Origin of the sequence: Abyssibacter profundi (assembly GCF_003151135.1) — a bacterium.
Classification (GTDB): domain Bacteria; phylum Pseudomonadota; class Gammaproteobacteria; order Nevskiales; family OUC007; genus Abyssibacter; species Abyssibacter profundi.
The window spans coordinates 117,446-136,183 of record NZ_QEQK01000012.1 but is presented as its reverse complement, the minus strand read 5'-3'; the positions used below and the strand labels follow the sequence as shown (position 1 = coordinate 136,183).

Below are 18,738 nucleotides of genomic sequence, written 5' to 3'. Positions count from 1 at the left end.
GGTGTGAGCCAGGTCCGCCTGAACGACGTCGCGTGGCTGCTGAACACCCGGCCAAGAAAACGTTTTGACTTTCAGACCCCGCAGGAGCTTTTCGACCAAGCAACGGCGGATTATCTCAATCATGTTGCACTTGATTCTTGAATCCAAGGATGCTCCCCCATAGAAGCTCTGGTGAGACTCTTGATTTCGAAGACAAAAGTGTAAGAATAGCCGTTTCTAATGGCGCACCCTCTTCAATATCAATATTTGCGATGATTATTTTCTTAAATAAAGCATCGAACTCTGCGTCTGTAATTTGAGTTTTCGTTTTTTCGAGATAGTGGGCCTGTATCAGCGATTTGGTTCGATCAAAGACTTCTCGTTCTGCATGCGTTAAGGGATTTTCAGAGCTTCCAGTTTCATTAAATCGAGCTGACTCCGTAAGCTTTCTCAATTCATTTGTTATTCTCTTTGATGCTCTAGGTGATGTAGCTAAAACATAGCGATCTTCATCAGTGCCACCCTCAATGTGCTGAGAAACAAACTGTCTCAAAACAGATGAATATTCTGAGTTTATTCTCTCAGAGAGACTGAGAGAACGTTTAGCTTGAATATAGGAACACCCTTGACTTGTAACTATAACCAGATCATCAATGCTGTCATTGGTTTCAAATCTAAGCCCTTCGACATCGATAGCATCTCCAATTTGAAGCGAAGAAAAGTCATTTACTTCCGCAATTACTTGGGCCACAACCAAGGCTGCAATCCTTTGCTGGAAATCTATCCCTGAATTAGTTGCTGCTCCTCCACTATTCCCCATGATCCAGTCTTGTTCTCCGTTAATTTCTTGTATTTCTAACGCTTATTGGGTTGCAAAGTGCCGTATAGCGCGCAAGAATTGGCTGTAATTGATAGATTTCATTGGCTCAAACTGTGAAAAGGCGGCCGCGCGAGCGGGCAAAAGCGGCAAATTGCCGTATAACACGCAGCCTCAGTTCGCCCGTTGTCCACGGGTTGTCCGGATTGACGGGCTATTCGCGTAGTCAACAAATGAGCCTGCCGGATAAACACTGCCATATCTTCACCGCCTCGTTTGCTGGATCAGCTTCGTCAGGAGTTACGTGTCAAGCACTATAGCTATCGCACGGAGCAGACGTACAGCCTTTGGGTTCGCAAGTTCATCTTATTCCATGGAAAGCGACACCCGGCCGAGATGGGTAAGCCAGAGATCGAGGCGTTCTTGACTCATTTGGCAACTGAACGGGATGTCGCCGCGTCGACACAGAATCAGGCGATGTCGGCGATTTTGTTTCTTAATCGCCATGGGGAAACACGGACCGGTTCGCGCCGCCAAGTTGCTGCCTGCAAACAGGCCAGGCAAGGCGCGAGGTACGAAGTTTGGTCATTCCAAATGAGCGACGAGCACCCATTCGCCGGGAGCGAATTGAAACCGCCGAAGGCGAGCCCACCGGGGGAGGCGCATGGATGCGCCGACTAACGCAGTCTGGCCTGTTTGCAGGCGCAATCCAGATGGAACGGGCCGGTTTTTCCGCGATCCTGCGTTGCGAAGCGCGTCCGTGCGCTTCTCCCTCCGGGCCGGCCTACGGCCGTCCGAATAGGTTCCCAACGCAGTCGTGTCGTTCGCTGACTTGGAATGACCAAGCGGCACTCACTCCGCCTGGGCTCATGTAAAAACCGGCTTCGCCTTGGTGGCGCGAATCAATCAGAGCGTCCCTAGTATTCCGCCGTTAGTCCTCGGGCTCGTAGCCCAGATTGGGGCTCAACCACTGTTCCGCGGTTTGTAGGTCCCAGCCCTTGCGCTTGGCGTAGTCCTCTACCTGGTCTTTGCCAATTCGGCCGACGACAAAGTACCGCGAGTCAGGATGCGAGTAGTACCAACCCGAGACAGAGGCGCCGGGCCACATGGCACGGGATTCGGTGAGCTGGATCCCAATGGCGTTCTCGACATCGAGCAGGTCCCAAAGGGTGTCCTTTTCGGTGTGCTCCGGGCATGCGGGATAGCCGGGTGCCGGTCGAATGCCTTGGTATTTCTCGGCGATCAGGTCCTCGTTGCTCATGGTTTCGTCGGGCTGGTAGCCCCACAGCTCCTTGCGGACGCGCTGATGCAGGTGTTCGGCAAAGGCTTCGGCCAGGCGGTCGGCCAGAGCCTCAAGCATGATGGCGGAGTAGTCGTCGTGGGCGTCTTTGAAGCGCTGCACATGGGCTTCGATGCCATCGCCGGCGGTGACGGCAAAACCGCCTACCCAGTCAGGCTGGCCGCTGTCCACCGGGGCCACGTAGTCGGCCAGACAGTGGTTCGGCACGCCGGGTCGATGCTCGGATTGCTGGCGCAGATTGAACAGACGCGCCCGCTCGCTGCTGCGGTCGTCCGTCTGCACGATGACATCGTCGCCGTCGGACTGGGCCGGGAAAAAGCCGCAGATGCCATGGGCCTTGATCCAGCCTTCATCCACGATTTGCTTGAGCATGGCCTGGGCATCGGCGAATAGCTTGCGGGCTTCCGGGCCTTTGTTCGGATCGTTGAGGATCGCCGGGTACACACCTTTCATCTCCCAGGAGATGAAGAACGGCGTCCAGTCGATGGTTTCGATCAGCGTTTCGATGGGGTAGTCCCGCAGCACGGTGATGCCGGGTGTGGCCGGGGTCGGTGGCGTGTAATCGGCCCAGTCAAAACGGAACCGGTTGTCACGGGCCGCGTCGAGCTTCTGCAGCTTCTGGCGCTTTTTGCCGGTGTGGCGGGCGCGGATTTTGTCGTACTCGGCCGTGATCTCGGCGGTAAAGTCAGCTTTTTGCTCCGACAGCAGCTTGCTGGCCACGCCGACGGCGCGCGAGGCGTCTTTGACCCAGACCACGGGTTCGTCATAGGCCTTGTCGATCTTGACCGAGGTATGTGCCCGTGACGTGGTGGCGCCGCCGATCAGCAGCGGTTGCTTCATGCCACGTCGCTGCATCTCGCTCGCCACATAGACCATTTCGTCCAGTGACGGGGTGATCAGCCCCGAAAGCCCGACGATGTCGGCGTTTTCTTTCTGCGCCACGTCGAGAATCTTGTCGGCGGCGACCATCACGCCGAGGTCCACGACCTCGAAGTTGTTGCAGCCGAGCACAACGCCGACGATGTTCTTGCCGATGTCGTGCACGTCACCCTTGACCGTGGCCAACACGATCTTGCCGGCCGTGTCGCGATCGCCGTCTTGTTTCTCTTCCTCGATGAAGGGAATCAGGTGGGCCACGGCCTTTTTCATCACGCGGGCGGATTTAACCACCTGTGGCAGGAACATCTTGCCGGCGCCGAAGAGGTCGCCAACGACATTCATGCCGTCCATCAGCGGGCCTTCGATGACATGCAGCGGGCGCTCGGCACGCTGGCGGCATTCCTCGGTGTCTTCGACCACATAGGCGTCGATGCCCCGGACCAGCGCATGCTCCAGACGCTTCTCCACCGGCAGTTCACGCCAGGAGAGGTCTTCCTTCTTCTCCTTGGCCTTGCCGTCGCCGCGGAATCGCTCGGCGGCGTCCAGCAGCCGTTCGGTGGCGTCGTCGCGGCGATTGAGGATGACGTCCTCGCAAAGCTCCCGAAGCTCGGGGTCGAGGTCGTCGTAAATATCGAGCTGACCCGCGTTGACGATGCCCATGTCCATACCGGCCTGGATGGCGTGGTACAGAAACACCGAATGCATGGCGCGGCGCACGGGCTCGTTGCCACGGAAGCTGAACGAGACGTTCGACAGCCCCCCGGACACATGCACGCCGGGGCAGGCCTTGCGAATGCGCCGCGTGGCCTCGATGAAGTCCACGGCGTAGTTGTTGTGTTCTTCGATGCCGGTGGCGACCGCAAAGATGTTGGGGTCGAAAATGATGTCCTCGGCGGGGAAGCCGACCTGCTCGGTCAGCACCTGGTAGGCGCGCTGGCAGATCTCAACCTTGCGGTCTTCGGTGTCGGCTTGGCCCACCTCGTCAAATGCCATGACCACGACGGCCGCGCCGTAGTCCATGCACAACTGGGCCTGCTCGATGAACTTGTCCTCGCCCTCCTTGAGGGAGATGGAGTTGACGATGCACTTGCCCTGGGCGCATTGCAGCCCGGCCTCGATCACCTCCCATTTGGAGCTGTCGATCATGATGGGCACGCGGGCGATATCCGGCTCGCCGGCAATCAGGTTCAAAAAGGTTCGCATGGCCTCGACCGAGTCCAGCATCCCCTCGTCCATATTGACGTCGATGATCTGGGCGCCGTTTTCGACCTGATCACGGGCCACGTCCAGCGCGGTGGCGTAGTCGTTCTCCTTGATCAGGCGCTTGAAGCGCGCCGAGCCGGTGACATTCGTGCGTTCGCCGACGTTAACGAAAGTAGCAGTTGATTTCATAGCAATTCGCCGCCGGTTCAGGCAGCAACCGTAAACGGTTCGAGACCCGACAGGCGCATGGCCGCTTCATGGGTGCTGGGTTGACGCGGGGCTTTGCCCGCCACCGCGTTGGCAATGGCGCCGATGTGGTCCGGCGTGGAGCCGCAGCAGCCGCCCACCAGATTCACCAGGCCAGAGTCGGCCCACTCGCCGACATACTCCGCCATTTCTTCCGGGTCCATGTCGTATTCACCAAACTCGTTGGGCAGGCCGGCATTGGGATAGGCCAACGTGTAGCCCTCGGCAATCCGCGCCATCTCGGAGACATACTGGCGCAGGGCATCCGGCCCCAGCGCGCAGTTCAGGCCGATGGCCAACGGGCGAGCATGACGCACCGAGTTGTAGAAGGCCTCGGTGGTCTGGCCGGATAGCGTGCGGCCCGAGGCATCGGTAATGGTGCCGGAGAGCAGCAGCGGAATCTCAAGTCCGCGATCCCGCTGCAGGCGTTTGCAGGCGAAGATCGCCGCCTTGGCGTTCAGCGTGTCGAAGATGGTTTCGATCAACAGGCCGTCAACGCCGCCATCGATGAGCCCTTCGGCGGCCTGGCGATACGCCGTGACCAATTCATCGAAGGTCACGTTGCGCTTGCCGGGGTCGTTGACGTCCGGTGAGATGGACGCCGTGCGATTGGTCGGGCCGATGGCACCCAGCACAAAGCGCGGCTTGTCGGCCGTGGACCGTGATTCAGCCGCCTCGCGGGCCAGCTCGGCCGAGACCTTGTTCAGCTCGTAGGCCAGGTCCTCCATGGCGTAGTCCGCCTGGGCGATGGTCGTCGCCGAGAAGGTGTTGGTCTCGACGATGTCTGACCCTGCATCCAGGTACTGGCCATGGATCTCGCGAATGATGTCGGGCTGGGTGAGCGACAGCAGATCGTTGTTGCCTTTGACCTCGCGGTCAAAGTCCGCAAAGCGCTCGCCGCGATAGGCGGCCTCGTCCAGCTGATAGCGCTGGATCATGGTGCCCATGGCACCGTCGAGCACCAGAATACGGTCGGCAAGGGCTTGTTTGAGGTCTGCCATGGTTTCCTCTACGGTGTTTGTGCGCTGCAACATTCTGGCTGGATGCACGCGCTTCGCATCCGCCTATCCGGATAGGCGGATGATACCCGCACCGGCCGCACTTGTCAGGAGGACCCATGTCCCGGACATCATCGCAACATCGCAGGCAAACCACGTTGGGGCCGCTCTGGGCGGCCATTCATGACGTGCAATTCCGTCAGGGCGTCGCCGCTCGCATGCTCACGCCGGTGTACATCGTCTGCCTGGCCGGGCTGGGGGTATTCTGCGTGGCCACCGTCTCGGACGCCTTTGCGGAATCGTTATGGCTGGGATTGTTCAATCTGCTCGTTGTCGGACCCGCCTATTTTCTGGTCGGTGCCGTGCTGGCGCGTGTGGTGCTCGAGACCATCCGGGCGATTATCCAGATCGCCGACGACATGCACCGAATCGCAGAAACCCACGATCGCGTGGCCGACATGTCGCCGATGAAGTCTTTGATGTCAGCGATCGGCCAGGCGGGCCGAGGCGATGACTCGCGAGGGCGGGATTAAGCCGTCACCACGCCAGAAGGGGTGGCTCGGACGACGGATCACGGCTGGCCTGATCGGCGCATTGGCCTGTGCCGCGGCGCAGGCCAATGGGAGTTTTTCCCTGCCATTCGATAGCGTGGCGGGCAGCGGCATGGCCTTTGCCGGCGTCGATGCCCATGCCGATGATCTGGGCGCGCCGGCACGCAACCCGGCACTGCACGGGGCCCGCGCCGAGACGGCGGCGACCTTGGGTGGCCACCTGGCGTACTACTCCACGCACTTTTCCGGGGATGCCCGGCGGGAGCAAACCGAGGGTGGCGGCGACATTAGCGGTGGCGATGGGGGAGACCCCGGCCGACTCGATCTGCCGCTGCCCGACATCGTGATCTCCCATCGGTTGGGCTCGCATGTGGCAGTCGGGGTGAGCTTGTCGGCGCCCTTCGGTATCACCTTGCGCTTTGATCCAGACTGGCGGGGGCGCTACCACAGCATTGATACCGTGATTCGAGGTGTGGAACTCGTGCCCGCGGTGGCGTGGCAGGCGACCGACTGGTTGCGCGTGGGCCTGGGGCTGCGGGCGCAGGTGTTCGACACAGAATTCTCGAATGACGTGGATCTGGGCAGTTATGTGCAACAGGCTGTCATTGAGGAAGCGGGATTCAATGCCACCACACCCGCCTGCATGCTGGCCGGCGAGCCGACGCTGCCGGGCAAATACGATTTTCACAACCGGTTGGAATCCCGAGAGTTTGCGCTGGCCTGGCAGGCCGGCGCCCTGTTGCAGCTACGCCGCGATCTCGCCCTGGGGCTGAGCTACCGGGCACCGGTGCCCCATCGGCTCGACGGGGCCGCCAGCCGGGAGCGGCGCGGCTGGACGCTGGAGGAATTTCACGACGACCCCTGCCTAACCGGCGTGCGTGTCGGCCTGGCTGCCATGGGTCGCTCCTACGAAGACGAGGTGGCGACGCCTGTGGCCGCAGCCACCAGCGACACGGGGTTTTCGACCCGGCTCACGCTGCCCGAGACGCTATCGTCATCCCTGGTCTGGCAGCCCGGTCGCTGGACGGTGGCTGGGTCCCTGCGCTGGACCCGGTGGTCACGGCTGCAATCGGCCACGGTCGTATTCGATAACGCCACCCCGACCGTCACCCAACCGCTGCATTTTCAGGACAGCGTGCTGGCAGCCCTGGGCGTGGGCTATCGCCTGCACGAGCGTTGGACGGTTTCGGCCGGCTTTGCCCAGGAATCATCCACCGTGGACGATCAAAGCCGCAGTGCCCGGGCACCCGATTCCGAGCGCAGGTATCTGTCGGCCGGCGTGGGGTGGCGGGTGCTGAAGCCGTTACGCATTGTGATGAGTGTGGGTGTGATTCGCGGCAAGCGCGCGGCCGTCCGTGATTTCACGGCCGCAACAGGGACGAATCACCTGCTCGCTGGACAATTTGAGCCGCTGACCTTGGTCTACGGCGGCGCACGACTGGAGTGGCTGTTGTGATGAAACCAACCCACGGGCCCTGGGGGCTGTTGGTGCTTGCCTGGGTCCTGTTGTCCGGCTGTGCGGTCACCCCGGGTGGCCCGGCTGCCGCGCAGGATGGGAAACGCCAGGCCCTGAATCAGGGCTATGCCCAGTTGTATTGGACCGCCGACAAGCTGCAACACATCGACAAGTTATTGCTGATCAAGCTGGAATCCGAGCCGGTGGAATCCATCGTCGATGACCTGGCCAGGACGATGGCGGATGACGCAAACGACCTGGAACATTTCGCCGAGACCGTACCGGCCTTTGCCCTGGACGATGATGGTCTACCCCAGTACGAATGGGCCAAGCGGCGCTCCGTGTTCGCCTCCCGTGGTCTGGATGTCGGTTTGCCGGTGGTCGGCCGCACCGGTGACGACTTCGAACGCACGCTGCTGCTGTCGCTGTCGGCGGCATTGAACCAGCAGCGACATCTGGTCCGCGTGCTGGGCGACGATGAACCGGTGGACGCAGTCAGCCAGTGGCTGGAGGACAGCCGTTCGTCGCTGGATGCGCTTTACCAGCGCTTTGAGGCATTGCTGGAATCGCGTTACTTCTGCTCGCCCCCAGCCAGCTAACCGCTGGCAGCAGACCTTTCTTCGCCCGCGGCATTCCCGTTCGTCGGCTGTGTCCATTACAGCGGTTGACCGGCCGGATGGAATTAAACTATCGTTCAATTAAACGATCGGTCAGTAACGGAGACGGACAACATGACCTCAACAACAGTCGACAACACGCAGTCGTATACCGATGGCAAACGCTACTGGTGGCTGCTTGGCCTCGTGGTGCCAACGCTGCCGCTCGGTGGCTACTTCATGGTTCAGGCCACCGGCATGGGTGTGTTCTGGTACTGGCCGCTGCTATTTGTTTACGGCGTCCTGCCGGCGCTGGACTGGCTGATCGGAACCGACGAAAACAACCCGCCGGAGTCGGCCGTACCCGAGCTTGAGGACGATGCCTACTACCGCTGGATCGTCTACCTGTTCGTCCCGCTGCACCTGGCCATCTTCATCTGGGGTGGCTGGATGTTCGCCACCGGCGGCTTGCTCTGGTGGGAAGCCCTGGGGCTGGCGCTGAGTCTTGGCGGCGTCGCGGGTCTATCGATTAACACCGCCCATGAGCTTGGGCATAAGAAGGGAGCGGGTGAGCGCTGGCTCGCGAAGGTCTGCTTGGCGCCGGTGTTCTACGGACATTTCTTTGTGGAACACAACCGCGGCCATCACAAGAACGTGGCCACGCCCGAAGACCCGGCCAGCTCGCGGATGGGTGAATCGCTTTACGCCTTCCTGCCCCGTACGGTGATCGGCAGCGTGAAGTCGGCCTGGGCCATCGAGAAAACCCGTCTGGCACGCTTGGGCAAGGGGCCCTGGACCCTGCAAAACGAAAACATCCAGGCCTGGCTGATGTCCGTCGCATTGTGGGGCGGGATGATCGCGTGGCTCGGACCCATCGTGATCCCCTTCCTGCTCATCCAGTCGGTTTATGGCTTCTCGCTGCTGGAGGTCGTCAACTATCTGGAGCACTACGGACTCGTGCGCCAGAAGACGGCGTCCGGTCGCTACGAGCGCTGCCGTCCGGAGCATTCGTGGAACAGCAACCACACGATCACGAACCTGTTTCTGTATCACCTGCAGCGGCATTCGGATCACCACGCCAACCCGACCCGTCGGTATCAGGCCTTGCGTGATTTCCGCGAGGCGCCGCAGCTGCCCTCGGGCTATAGCGGCATGATTCTGCTGGCTTATTTCCCCCCACTGTGGCGCAAGGTGATGGACCCGAAGGTCGTGGCGCACTACGACGGCGACCTGACGCGCGCCAACCTGCATCCCCCCAAACGCGACCAACTGCTGGCGCGTTATTCGAAAGCGGCGTGATAAGAGCGCTGTGTTAAGGAAACACTGACCTATTTGCACCGCCAAGACGAAGCCGGTTTTCTCGCGAGCCCAGGCGGAGTGAGTGCCGCTTGGTCATTCCAAGTCAGCGAACGACAACGCAGGAGCGCGGGAAAACCGGCCCGTTCCGTCAGGATTGCGCCTGCAAACAGGCCAGACGGCGTTGCTCGTCGTTCATTTGGAATGACCAAACTTCGCTCCTCGCGCCTTGCCTGGCCTGTTTGCAGGCAGCAACTTGGCGGTGCGAATAGGTCAGTGTTTCCTTAAGATTCGCGGGCGCCTGGAGCGCCCGCTTTTTTATGTAGCGGCGAGCAAGTCGTCTGGTCATGGCCTGCCCGTCGGTCATGCGAGGAGTGCAAAAGTGGCGAAGTATCAATGCGATAACTGCGACTATGTCTATGATGAGGCCGAGGGTGCTCCCAAGGAGGGTTTCCCCGCGGGGACGCCTTGGGCTACGGTGCCCGACGATTGGCCCTGCCCGGACTGCGCGGTCCGGGAAAAGATTGATTTCGAACGAGTAGAGAGCGAATGAGCCTGAAACGCTGGCAGTGCTTGGTGTGCGATTTTGTCTATGACGAGGCCGAGGGGTGGCCGGACGAAGGCATTGAACCGGGGACCAAGTGGGAAGATGTCCCGGACGACTGGACCTGCCCGGACTGCGGCGCCAGCAAGGCCGATTTCGAAATGATCGAAATCGACTAAGCCGTGTACGACGCCTTGTCGGCACCTGCCCGCACCGGCCGTTGCAATGGCTGACTTCGTGCTCGACACACGGCTACAGGAAGACTCGGTCGAAGTCGGCAACTTGTCGCTTTGCAACGTTCGGTTAATGAACGATGCCCGCTATCCCTGGCTTATCCTCATCCCGCGTGTGGCGGATGTTGTCGAGGTGCATGACCTCGCTGAGGGTGCTCAGACGTTGTTGTGGCGTGAGGTGACCGACACCGGTCGCGTACTGACTCGGCTCTACCACGCCGACAAACTCAATGTGGGTGCATTGGGGAATGTCGTGCCCCAGCTACATGTGCATGTCATCGCCCGTAACGATGGCGACAGCGCCTGGCCCGGGCCAGTCTGGGGTCAGGGGTCGGCACGGCCCTACTCGCGGCAGGCGCTGGGGGACGAGCTGGATCGCCTGCGATCCAATCTCCCCGTCAGCTGGATGATGGCGCGTTCCTAATCGGCCGCAACGCCCTGTGAGCCCCGCACGTGAACTCACCCGGCGCAGCGTGCTCACCGGCATGGTGCTGGGCGCGATCCTGACGCCGTGCAACGTCTATTCCGGTCTCAAGATCGGTTGGTCGTTCAACATGTCCATCGTCGCAGCGCTGCTGTCGTACGGATTTTGGAATCTGGCGATGGCGCCGCTGGGGGCCCGTCGCTGGGGATTGCTCGAAAACAACATCAATCAGACCACGGCCTCATCCGCGGCGTCGATCATTTCCGGCGGGCTGGTGGCCCCCATTCCCGCCCTGGCCTTACTCACGGGCCAGACATTGCCGTTGCAGTGGCTGATCGTCTGGGTCGCGGTGGTCAGTCTTCTGGGCGTGAGTGTTGCGGTCTCGATGCGCCGGCAGTTGCTGGTGGTCGAGCAGCTGACCTTCCCCGCTGGCGTGGCCACGGCAGAAACCGTCCAGCAAATTTACGCCCGTGGCGCCGAGGCGGCAGCCAGGGTGCGCATGCTGGTCGCCGCTTTGATGGTGTCCGGAGCGGTGAAGCTGGTGGAGACATTCAGCGGCTGGATTCGTGCCTGGCCGCTGCCGTTTCAACTCTCGGGCAGCGGCGCCATGGCGGGCCGGACTCTGGGCGGTGGCCAGCTAGGTTTCGCGCTGGACCCGTCGCTGCTCCTGGTGGGGTTTGGCGCCATCATCGGCTTGCGAGCCGGCCTGTCGTTATTGATCGGCGCGGTGCTGGCTTGGGCGGTCATCGCGCCCGTGCTGCTGGCACGCCAGGCCGTGGTCCTGCCGGCGCAAGACGCGGCGTTCTGGTATCCGGCACTGGTGGAGTGGCTGCTCTGGCCGGGTGTGGCGTTGATGGTTTCGGCGTCGCTCACGGCGTTCGGGCTGGCCATCTGGTCGCGCCGCCGGACACCCAACCAGACCGCCGCGTCACGGTCAGCGGTCGATCAGCCCATCTCCCGGCAGGCGTTCTGGCTGGCGTTCGCCGCGACGCTGCTGCTGGCAGTGGTCGCCCAGGTGGCCTTGTTCGATATCGCCATCTGGGTGGCCGTGTTGGCGGTGTTGCTGGCCTACGCCCTGGCCGTGGTGGCCGCGCGCGTCGTGGGCGAAACCGGCATCCCGCCCATCGGCGCCCTGGGCAAGGTGTCCCAACTGAGCTTTGGCGTATTGGCGCCGGCCAATCTGACGGCCAACCTGATGACGGCCAATGTGGCGGGTGGCGCGGCGGGTCAGTGCGCTGACCTGCTGAATGATCTCAAGACGGGTCATCTGGTTGGCGCCACACCGCGCCTTCAGGTCACGGCCCAGCTGTTCGGTATTCTGACCGGTAGCGTGGTGGGTTCGCTGGCCTACCTGGCGCTTATACCGGACCCGAAGGCCATGCTGATCACGGCCGAGTGGCCAGCACCCGCTGTGGTGACCTGGAAGGCCGTGGCCGAGGTCTTGTCCGGCGGTTTGTCAGCCGTACCGGATGGCGCCCTGCCAGCCATGGGCCTGGCGGCAGCGCTGGGCGTGCTGCTGGCGATCATGCGGGCGATGGGCCCAGCGGTGCTGAGTCGCCTGGCGCCGAGCGCGCCTGCGGCGGGTTTGGCGTTCGTGATTCCGGCGTCGAACTCGATCAGCTTGTTTCTGGGTTCGATGGCCGCCGCAGTGGCGACAGCCATCGCGCCAGCCTGGTCGGCACGGTTCGTCATCGTGCTGGCGGCTGGGCTGGTCGCCGGTGAATCATTGGTGGGCGTGCTGGTTGCCTTCATGCGTTTGGCAGGCGCGGCGGGCTGAACAGGGTTCAAGCTTTTCGACTGGTCGCCGACTTGTAACCAACGACCGAAGGGGGTTTGATTGACCCATGCCAAGAGATACCGCCAGCCCGCAGGACGAACTCATCGCGCAGCTGCGTGAGAGCGAGGCGCGGTTTCGCGGTGCCTTCGAGACAGCGGCCATCGGCATGGCGCTGGTGTCGTTGGAGGGGCACTGGCTGGATGTGAATGCGTCATTGTGCGAGATCGTGGGCTACGAGCGCGAAGAGCTGCTTGCCACGGACTTCCAGACCATCACCCATCCCGAAGACCTGGACACCGACCTCAGCTTGCTGCACCAACTGCTGGACGGGGACATTCCGTCCTACCGGATGGAGAAGCGGTACTTTCACAAGACCGGTCGGCTGGTCTGGGTGCTGTTGAGTGTGTCGCTGGTTCGCGGTCTGGACGGCCAGCCCGTGCATTTCGTCTCGCAGATCGAGGACATCTCCAAGTCCAAGGCGGACCAGGCCGCGCTGGAGCGCAAGAACCAGGAACTGGAGGAGTTCGCCGCCATTGTCTCGCATGACCTCAAAGCCCCGCTGCGAGGGGTGCGGGGCTTCGCCCAGTTACTGCGGCTCAAGCTCGGCGATGACCTCCCGCGCGAAGAGTCGGACTACCTGGACATGATCGATTTAAGCGTGGAGCGAGCGGGCAGGATGGTGGATGACCTGCTCGCCCTGGCACGCATCAGTGAAGCCAAGGATCTGGAGCCGGTGAGCATGCAGGCGATTGTCGGCACGCTGTTGGCGGAGCTCCAGCCGACGCTGGAGGACGCCAGCGCCCGCATTGACGTCGATACGTCCTCACTGAGTGACATCTGGAGTCATCGAACCGGCGTTCGTCAGCTGATGCAAAACGTGTTGACCAACGCCATCAAATTCCGAGACCCGGCGCGTCCGCTGCGCATCGAAATCACCTGCCGCGAGGCGCTGAACGAAGCCGAGTTCCAGATTTCCGACAACGGACTTGGTATCGAGCCACGGCATGCCGAGCGTGTCTTTCGACCCTTCGAGCGATTGCATGGGGAAGAGATCGAGGGCTCCGGCATCGGGCTGGCCATCTGCAAAAAGGTGGTCGAACAGGCCGGCGGAAAGATCTGGATACGACCGAACGAAGATCAGGGCACAACCATTGGTTTTACATTGCCAACGGTGGACCCGAGCGTTTAGCCCGGTTGGTCCAGACTCGGAAGGTCCAGCCCCTGCGTTCGGGCGCATTCACGGGCGATGTCGTAGCCGGCATCGGCGTGTCGCATCACGCCCGTGGCGGGGTCGTTCCACAACACGCGGTCAATGCGCCGGTCGGCGGCTTCGGTGCCGTCACAACAGATGACGACGCCGGAATGCTGCGAAAAGCCCATACCAACGCCGCCCCCATGATGCAGGCTGACCCAGGTGGCACCGGACGCGGTGTTGAGCAAGGCGTTGAGCAGCGGCCAATCGGACACGGCGTCCGAACCATCGGCCATGCCTTCGGTTTCGCGATTCGGGCTGGCCACCGAGCCCGAGTCCAGGTGGTCACGGCCGATGACGACCGGTGCTTTCAGTTCGCCGTTACGCACCATTTCGTTAAAGGCCAGACCGATACGGTGCCGGTCGCCCAGGCCCACCCAGCAGATCCGGGCGGGCAGGCCTTGAAACGCGATGCGTTCGGCCGCCATGTCCAGCCAGCGATGCAGGTGCGTGTCGTCCGGTAGCAGTTCGCGCACTTTGGCGTCTGTTTTGGCGATGTCTTCGGGATCGCCCGAGAGCGCCGCCCAGCGGAATGGTCCAATGCCTCGACAGAACAGCGGCCGGATGTAGGCCGGAACAAATCCGGGAAAGCAGAACGCGTCGTCAAAGCCCTGGTCCAGGGCAACCTGCCGGATGTTGTTGCCGTAGTCCACGGTCGGTACGCCGGCCTTGGCAAAGCCGGCCATGGCCTCCACATGGACACGCATGGACGCACGGGCGGCGGCCTCGACCGCGGCGGGGTTCTCCTGCCGCTGCGTGGTCCACTGTTCCATGGTCCAGCCCTGGGGCAAATAGCCGTTGACCGGGTCATGCGCCGAGGTCTGGTCGGTGACCAGATCCGGGCGAATGCCGCGCTGGAGCAGCGCGGGCACCAAGTCGGCGGCATTGCCGAGCAGGCCAACCGACTTGGCCTCGCCGGCGGCCGTCCAGCGATCAATCATGGCCAGCGCTTCGTCCAGCGTTTCGGCGCGCTCATCCAGGTAGCGCGTTCGCAGCCGAAAATCGATGCGGTCGGAATCGCACTCAATGGCCAGACAGCAGGCCCCGGCCATCACCGCAGCCAGCGGTTGGGCTCCACCCATGCCGCCCAGACCCGCCGTGAGAATCCAGCGCCCGGTCCAGTCGCCGTCGTAGTGCTGGCGCCCGGCTTCGACAAAGGTTTCGTAGGTGCCCTGCACGATGCCCTGCGAGCCGATGTAGATCCACGAGCCGGCCGTCATCTGGCCGTACATCATCAGGCCTTTGCGATCGAGCGCGTTGAAGTGTTGCCAGTTAGCCCAGTGGGGCACGAGGTTCGAGTTGGCAATCAGCACCCGGGGGGCATCTGCGTGCGTACGGAACACGCCCACCGGCTTGCCCGACTGGACGAGCAGGGTCTCGTCGTCCTCCAGCCGCCGCAGGGTGTCGACGATGCGATCGAAGTCGGCCCAGGTTCGTGCCGCCTTGCCGATGCCGCCGTAGACGACCAGGGCATCCGGCTGCTCGGCGACCTCCGGGTCCAGGTTGTTCATCAACATGCGCAGCGGGGCCTCGGTCAGCCAGCTTTTCGCACTGCGCTCGGTGCCTCGGGGGGCGCGAATGGGGCGGGGTCCGGTCATGGTTTGAGCTCCTGGGCGGCGGCTTCGAGTGCGCGCAGCAGATCGCGCAATACGGTTTGCAGTGGCGCCGCGACGGTCGGGTCGAAGGCAAATGGTGGGCGTTCTGACGTCAGGTAAGCGCGCTGCGCCAGCTCCATCTGAATCGCATGCACACCGGCATCTGGTCGGCCGTAGTGACGGGTTGTCCAGCCACCACGGAAACGGCCGTTGACCACCATCGAAAAACCCGCGGCGTGCTCGCAGATGTCGGTCGCCGCTGACTGGATCGCGGGCGCGCAGGTCCGGCCGTCGTCGGTGCCGATGTTGAACACGGGCAGCAAGCCGTCGAATAAAAACGGCACCTGAGATCGGATGGAGTGGCAGTCGTAGAGCAGGGCCAGACCGTGGCGGGCACGAACCCGTTCGATCTGAGCGGCCAGCGCGGCGTGATATGGCGCATGGAAGCGATCGACGCGTGCCTGAATCTCATCTGCATCGGGCGCCTCTCCGGCGCGCCAGATGGGCTGATTGTCGAAGTCGACCTCGGGAACCAGGCCGGTGGTGTTCTGGCCCGGATAAAGGCTCTGACCGCCGGGGTCGCGGTTGGCGTCGATCACGTAGCGATGAAACCGCGCCGTCACGGTGGTGGCGCCGGGCAGCAGGTCGCGATAAAGCCGGTCCACGTGCCAGTCGGTGTCGGTCAAGGCCTGGCCGACGGGGCTCAGCCGGGCGCGAATGGGCTCAGGCACCCAGGTGCCGGCATGGGGGGCCGCGAGGATGATCGGGCTGTCGCCCTCGACGATCTCGACCACGGGCGCGGTCATGGGTGCAGGACCTCCCCCAGGCCGGTGGCCTCCACCAGGGTGCCGGTACGCACCAGCTCGGCGGCTTGCTCCAGGTCTTCGGACAGGTGCCGGTCTTCGGCAAGCGGCGCCACGGTCTGCCGGATACCGGCGATGACCTGCTGCAGCACGGGGCTGGTCGTGAGCGGGGCGCGCAGTTCCACACCCTGGGCCGCACAAACGGCTTCAACCCCGAGAATGCCGGCCAGATTGTCGGCCATGCGCAGCAGGCGTCGGGCACCATGACAGGCCATGGAGACGTGGTCTTCCTGGTTGGCGGAGGTGGGCGTGGAATCCACCGAGGCGGGAGCTGCCAGCTGCTTGTTCTCCGACATCAGCGCGGCAGAGGTCACCTCGGCGATCATCAGTCCGGAGTTCAGGCCCGGCTTGGGTGTCAGAAACGGCGGCAGGCCGAAGCTGAGCGCCGGGTCGACCAGCAGGGCGATCCGGCGCTGGGCGATGGAACCGGTTTCGGCCAACGCCAGGGCGATCTGGTCGGCGGCAAAGGCCACCGGCTCGGCGTGGAAATTGCCCCCCGAGACAATGGAGCCGTCGTCCAGCACCAGTGGATTGTCGGTGGCCGCATTGGCTTCGATGACCAGGGTCCGGGCGCATTGCCGCAGCAGGTCGATGATTGCACCCATGACCTGGGGCTGGCAGCGCAGGCAGTAGGGGTCTTGTACGCGCTCGTCATTGGCCACGTGGCTGTCGCGAATCCCTGAATCGGCCATGAGCTGGCGCAGGGCCGTGGCGGCATCAATCTGCCCGGGATGGCCCCGCAGGCTGTGGATTTCCGGACGAAACGGGGCCGACGACCCCATGGCGGCATCGGTGGAGAGTGCACCGGTCACCAGTGCGGTCGCGGCCAGATTCCAGGCCCGCATCCAGCCGGTGAGCGCCAGCGCCGTCGACACCTGGGTGCCGTTAATCATCGCCAGGCCTTCCTTGGGCCCCAGCGCGATGGGGCTGAGTCCGGCTGCGGCCAGTGCGTCGGCGCCGGTCATCCGCCGACCCTGATAAACAGCCTCGCCTTCGCCAATCATCACGGCGGTCAGGTGGGCCAGCGGCGCCAGGTCGCCGGATGCTCCAACGGAACCCTGGGCCGGGATGATCGGGACGATATCGGCCCGTAGCAGGGCCTCCAATTGCTCGATGACCGCCCAGCGCACGCCGGATGCGCCACGTCCCAGGGATGCCAGTTTCAGGACGGCAATCAGGCGGACAACGGGGGCTGCCAGCGGCTCACCCACCCCGGCGCAGTGCGACAGGATGAGATTGCGTTGCAGCTGGGCGGTATCACCGGCGCCGATGCGCACGCTGGCCAATTTGCCGAACCCGGTGTTGATGCCGTAAACGGCCTCAGACCCCATGGCCACGGCGCGGACTCTTGCCGCGCTGGCCTCGATCGCCGGCCGTAGGCTCCGGTCCAGCTGCACGGGCGTCGGCTGGTCGGCGATGCGGCGCAGCTGATCGAGCGTCACCGCGCCGGGTGTCAGGGTCACGGTCATGCCGGCGTTCCTTGGATCCGTTCGATCAGGGGGTTGAAGCCCAGCCGATAGCTCAGCTCGGCGGGTGACTGCACCGACCAGCGCAGTAAATCGGCATGCTGGCCGGGCGCAATGGCGCCACGTTCGGCATCCAGTCCCAGCGCACGGGCGGCATGCCGGGTGACACCGGCCAGCGCCTCTGCGGGCGTCAACCCGAACAGGGTGCAGGCCATGTTCATGGTCAGCAGTAGCGAGCTGAGCGGCGATGATCCGGGATTGCAATCGGTGGAAATCGCCATGTCGACACCGGCTTCGCGCAGGGCGGCAATGGGTGGCTTGCGGGTTTCGCGCAGGGTGTAAAACGCGCCGGGGAGCAACACCGCGACCGTGCCTTGCCTGGCCAGCACCTGGGCCTGCGCAGGGTCGAGATATTCCAGATGGTCCACCGAACGGGCGCCCCGCAGCGCCGCCATGCTCGCGCCGCCCAAGGCCGACAGCTGCTCGGCGTGCAGCTTGATCGGCAGTCCCAGCGACTGGGCGCGATCAAACAGGCGTTCGATCTGCGCGACCGAAAATGCAATGTGCTCGCAAAACCCGTCCACCATGTCGACCAGCCCCTCATCATGGGCGGCGTTGAGCGTGGGCAGACAGACTTCGTCCAGGTAGTCATCGGCCCGACCGGCGTACTCCGGTGGGATGGCGTGGGCGCCGAGAAACGTCCGCACCACCTGCACCGGTCGATGCTCGGCCAGACGGGTGGCCGCACGGAGCATGTTCAGTTCGGTGTCGCGGTCCAGGCCATAGCCGGACTTGATCTCAACCACGGCAACACCCTCCGCCATCAGCGCATCGAGCCGGGGCAACGCGGCCTCGACCAGGGCATCAACGGATGCAGCGCGGGTGGCATTGACCGTGCCGAGGATGCCGCCTCCCGCCTGGGCGATATCTGCGTAGCTGGCGCCCTGGAGGCGTTGCTCGAACTCGCGTGCGCGGTGACCGCCGTGGACCAGATGCGTATGACAGTCGATCAGGGCAGGGGTCAGCAGGTCACCAGCCAGATCCTGGCGCGGCCAGTTGGCATAGCGGGCGGGCAGTGCATCGCCGGGCCCCACCCATTCAATGCGGTCGCCAGCCAGCGCCACGCAGGCGTTGGCCAGTACGGTGTCATCCGGCAGAACGGCCCGGGCGCAGGTGAGTAGCTGTGCAGTCATCTCGACAGATTATGCCTCTCCGGCGTAACTTATGTACATACATATTGTCTCGTGCCGCCGGAGCCATTGC

The 18,738-nt window shown here is 63.1% G+C and carries 16 protein-coding genes and 1 pseudogene; 10 read left to right on the top strand and 7 right to left on the bottom strand.

Going from position 1 to position 18,738, the window contains the following annotated elements; all coding sequences use genetic code 11:
- Positions 1-115: 115 nt before the first annotated feature.
- Positions 116-799 (bottom strand): hypothetical protein, encoded by a 684-nt coding sequence (locus DEH80_RS17200; protein WP_133249247.1) that lies wholly within the window; start codon positions 797-799, stop codon positions 116-118.
- A 273-nt stretch (positions 800-1,072) separates the two neighbouring features.
- Here DEH80_RS17200 and DEH80_RS17895 point away from each other — a divergent pair, with 273 nt between their 5' ends.
- On the top strand, positions 1,073-1,477 hold the full coding sequence (locus DEH80_RS17895; protein WP_438938295.1) for a phage integrase N-terminal SAM-like domain-containing protein: 405 nt from the start codon (positions 1,073-1,075) through the stop codon (positions 1,475-1,477).
- A gap of 250 nt (positions 1,478-1,727) precedes the next feature.
- Here the strand turns inward: DEH80_RS17895 and metH are convergent.
- A pseudogene (metH, locus tag DEH80_RS13725) lies at positions 1,728-5,458 on the bottom strand (methionine synthase).
- 83 nt (positions 5,459-5,541) lie between these two features.
- Between metH and DEH80_RS13720 the strand changes: the two are divergent.
- From DEH80_RS13720 to DEH80_RS13705, 4 genes are all read left to right on the top strand, one after another.
- Positions 5,542-5,955: a DUF4282 domain-containing protein gene (locus DEH80_RS13720; protein WP_109721078.1), complete on the top strand. Its 414-nt coding sequence runs from the start codon at positions 5,542-5,544 to the stop codon at positions 5,953-5,955.
- Positions 5,933-7,429 (top strand): OmpP1/FadL family transporter, encoded by a 1,497-nt coding sequence (locus DEH80_RS13715; RefSeq protein WP_109721077.1) that lies wholly within the window; start codon positions 5,933-5,935, stop codon positions 7,427-7,429. The genes DEH80_RS13720 and DEH80_RS13715 overlap by 23 nt, the downstream gene beginning before the upstream one ends.
- Positions 7,429-8,028 (top strand): hypothetical protein, encoded by a 600-nt coding sequence (locus DEH80_RS13710; RefSeq protein WP_109721076.1) that lies wholly within the window; start codon positions 7,429-7,431, stop codon positions 8,026-8,028. Before DEH80_RS13715 ends, DEH80_RS13710 begins: the two co-directional genes overlap by 1 nt.
- A gap of 132 nt (positions 8,029-8,160) precedes the next feature.
- Positions 8,161-9,324: an alkane 1-monooxygenase gene (locus DEH80_RS13705; RefSeq protein WP_109721075.1), complete on the top strand. Its 1,164-nt coding sequence runs from the start codon at positions 8,161-8,163 to the stop codon at positions 9,322-9,324.
- Positions 9,325-9,472: 148 nt separating this feature from the next.
- Here the strand turns inward: DEH80_RS13705 and DEH80_RS13700 are convergent, their stop codons facing one another.
- Positions 9,473-9,688 carry a hypothetical protein gene (locus DEH80_RS13700; protein WP_109721074.1) on the bottom strand — a complete coding sequence of 72 codons (216 nt, stop codon included), beginning with the start codon at positions 9,686-9,688 and terminating at the stop codon, positions 9,473-9,475.
- Between DEH80_RS13700 and DEH80_RS17825 the strand changes: the two genes are divergently transcribed.
- From DEH80_RS17825 to DEH80_RS13675, 5 genes are all read left to right on the top strand, one after another.
- Positions 9,584-9,874 (top strand): rubredoxin, encoded by a 291-nt coding sequence (locus DEH80_RS17825; RefSeq protein WP_369122175.1) that lies wholly within the window; start codon positions 9,584-9,586, stop codon positions 9,872-9,874. The genes DEH80_RS13700 and DEH80_RS17825 overlap by 105 nt on opposite strands.
- Complete coding sequence (locus tag DEH80_RS13690; protein WP_438938294.1) at positions 9,871-10,044, top strand: rubredoxin; 174 nt, start codon at positions 9,871-9,873, stop codon at positions 10,042-10,044. The genes DEH80_RS17825 and DEH80_RS13690 overlap by 4 nt, the downstream gene beginning before the upstream one ends.
- 46 nt (positions 10,045-10,090) lie before the next feature.
- On the top strand, positions 10,091-10,522 hold the full coding sequence (locus DEH80_RS13685) for an HIT domain-containing protein (protein WP_109721072.1): 432 nt from the start codon (positions 10,091-10,093) through the stop codon (positions 10,520-10,522).
- A gap of 16 nt (positions 10,523-10,538) precedes the next feature.
- Positions 10,539-12,299 (top strand): OPT family oligopeptide transporter, encoded by a 1,761-nt coding sequence (locus DEH80_RS13680; protein WP_207774605.1) that lies wholly within the window; start codon positions 10,539-10,541, stop codon positions 12,297-12,299.
- 67 nt (positions 12,300-12,366) lie between these two features.
- Entirely contained in the window at positions 12,367-13,488 is a 1,122-nt protein-coding gene (locus DEH80_RS13675) for a sensor histidine kinase (protein ID WP_109721071.1), read from the top strand.
- Here the strand turns inward: DEH80_RS13675 and hutU are convergent.
- The 4 genes from hutU to hutI are packed head-to-tail and all read right to left on the bottom strand — an operon-like array spanning position 13,485 to position 18,668.
- The gene (gene hutU, locus DEH80_RS13670; protein ID WP_109721070.1) at positions 13,485-15,149 is read right to left on the bottom strand and encodes a urocanate hydratase; all 1,665 of its coding nucleotides are present in this window, start codon (positions 15,147-15,149) and stop codon (positions 13,485-13,487) included. The genes DEH80_RS13675 and hutU overlap by 4 nt on opposite strands.
- On the bottom strand, positions 15,146-15,952 hold the full coding sequence (gene hutG, locus DEH80_RS13665) for an N-formylglutamate deformylase (protein ID WP_109721069.1): 807 nt from the start codon (positions 15,950-15,952) through the stop codon (positions 15,146-15,148). Before hutG ends, hutU begins: the two co-directional genes overlap by 4 nt.
- Positions 15,949-17,478: a histidine ammonia-lyase gene (gene hutH, locus DEH80_RS13660; protein ID WP_109721068.1), complete on the bottom strand. Its 1,530-nt coding sequence runs from the start codon at positions 17,476-17,478 to the stop codon at positions 15,949-15,951. Before hutH ends, hutG begins: the two co-directional genes overlap by 4 nt.
- Entirely contained in the window at positions 17,475-18,668 is a 1,194-nt protein-coding gene (gene hutI, locus DEH80_RS13655; protein ID WP_109721067.1) for an imidazolonepropionase, read from the bottom strand. Before hutI ends, hutH begins: the two co-directional genes overlap by 4 nt.
- Between the last annotated feature and the right edge of the window lie 70 nt (positions 18,669-18,738).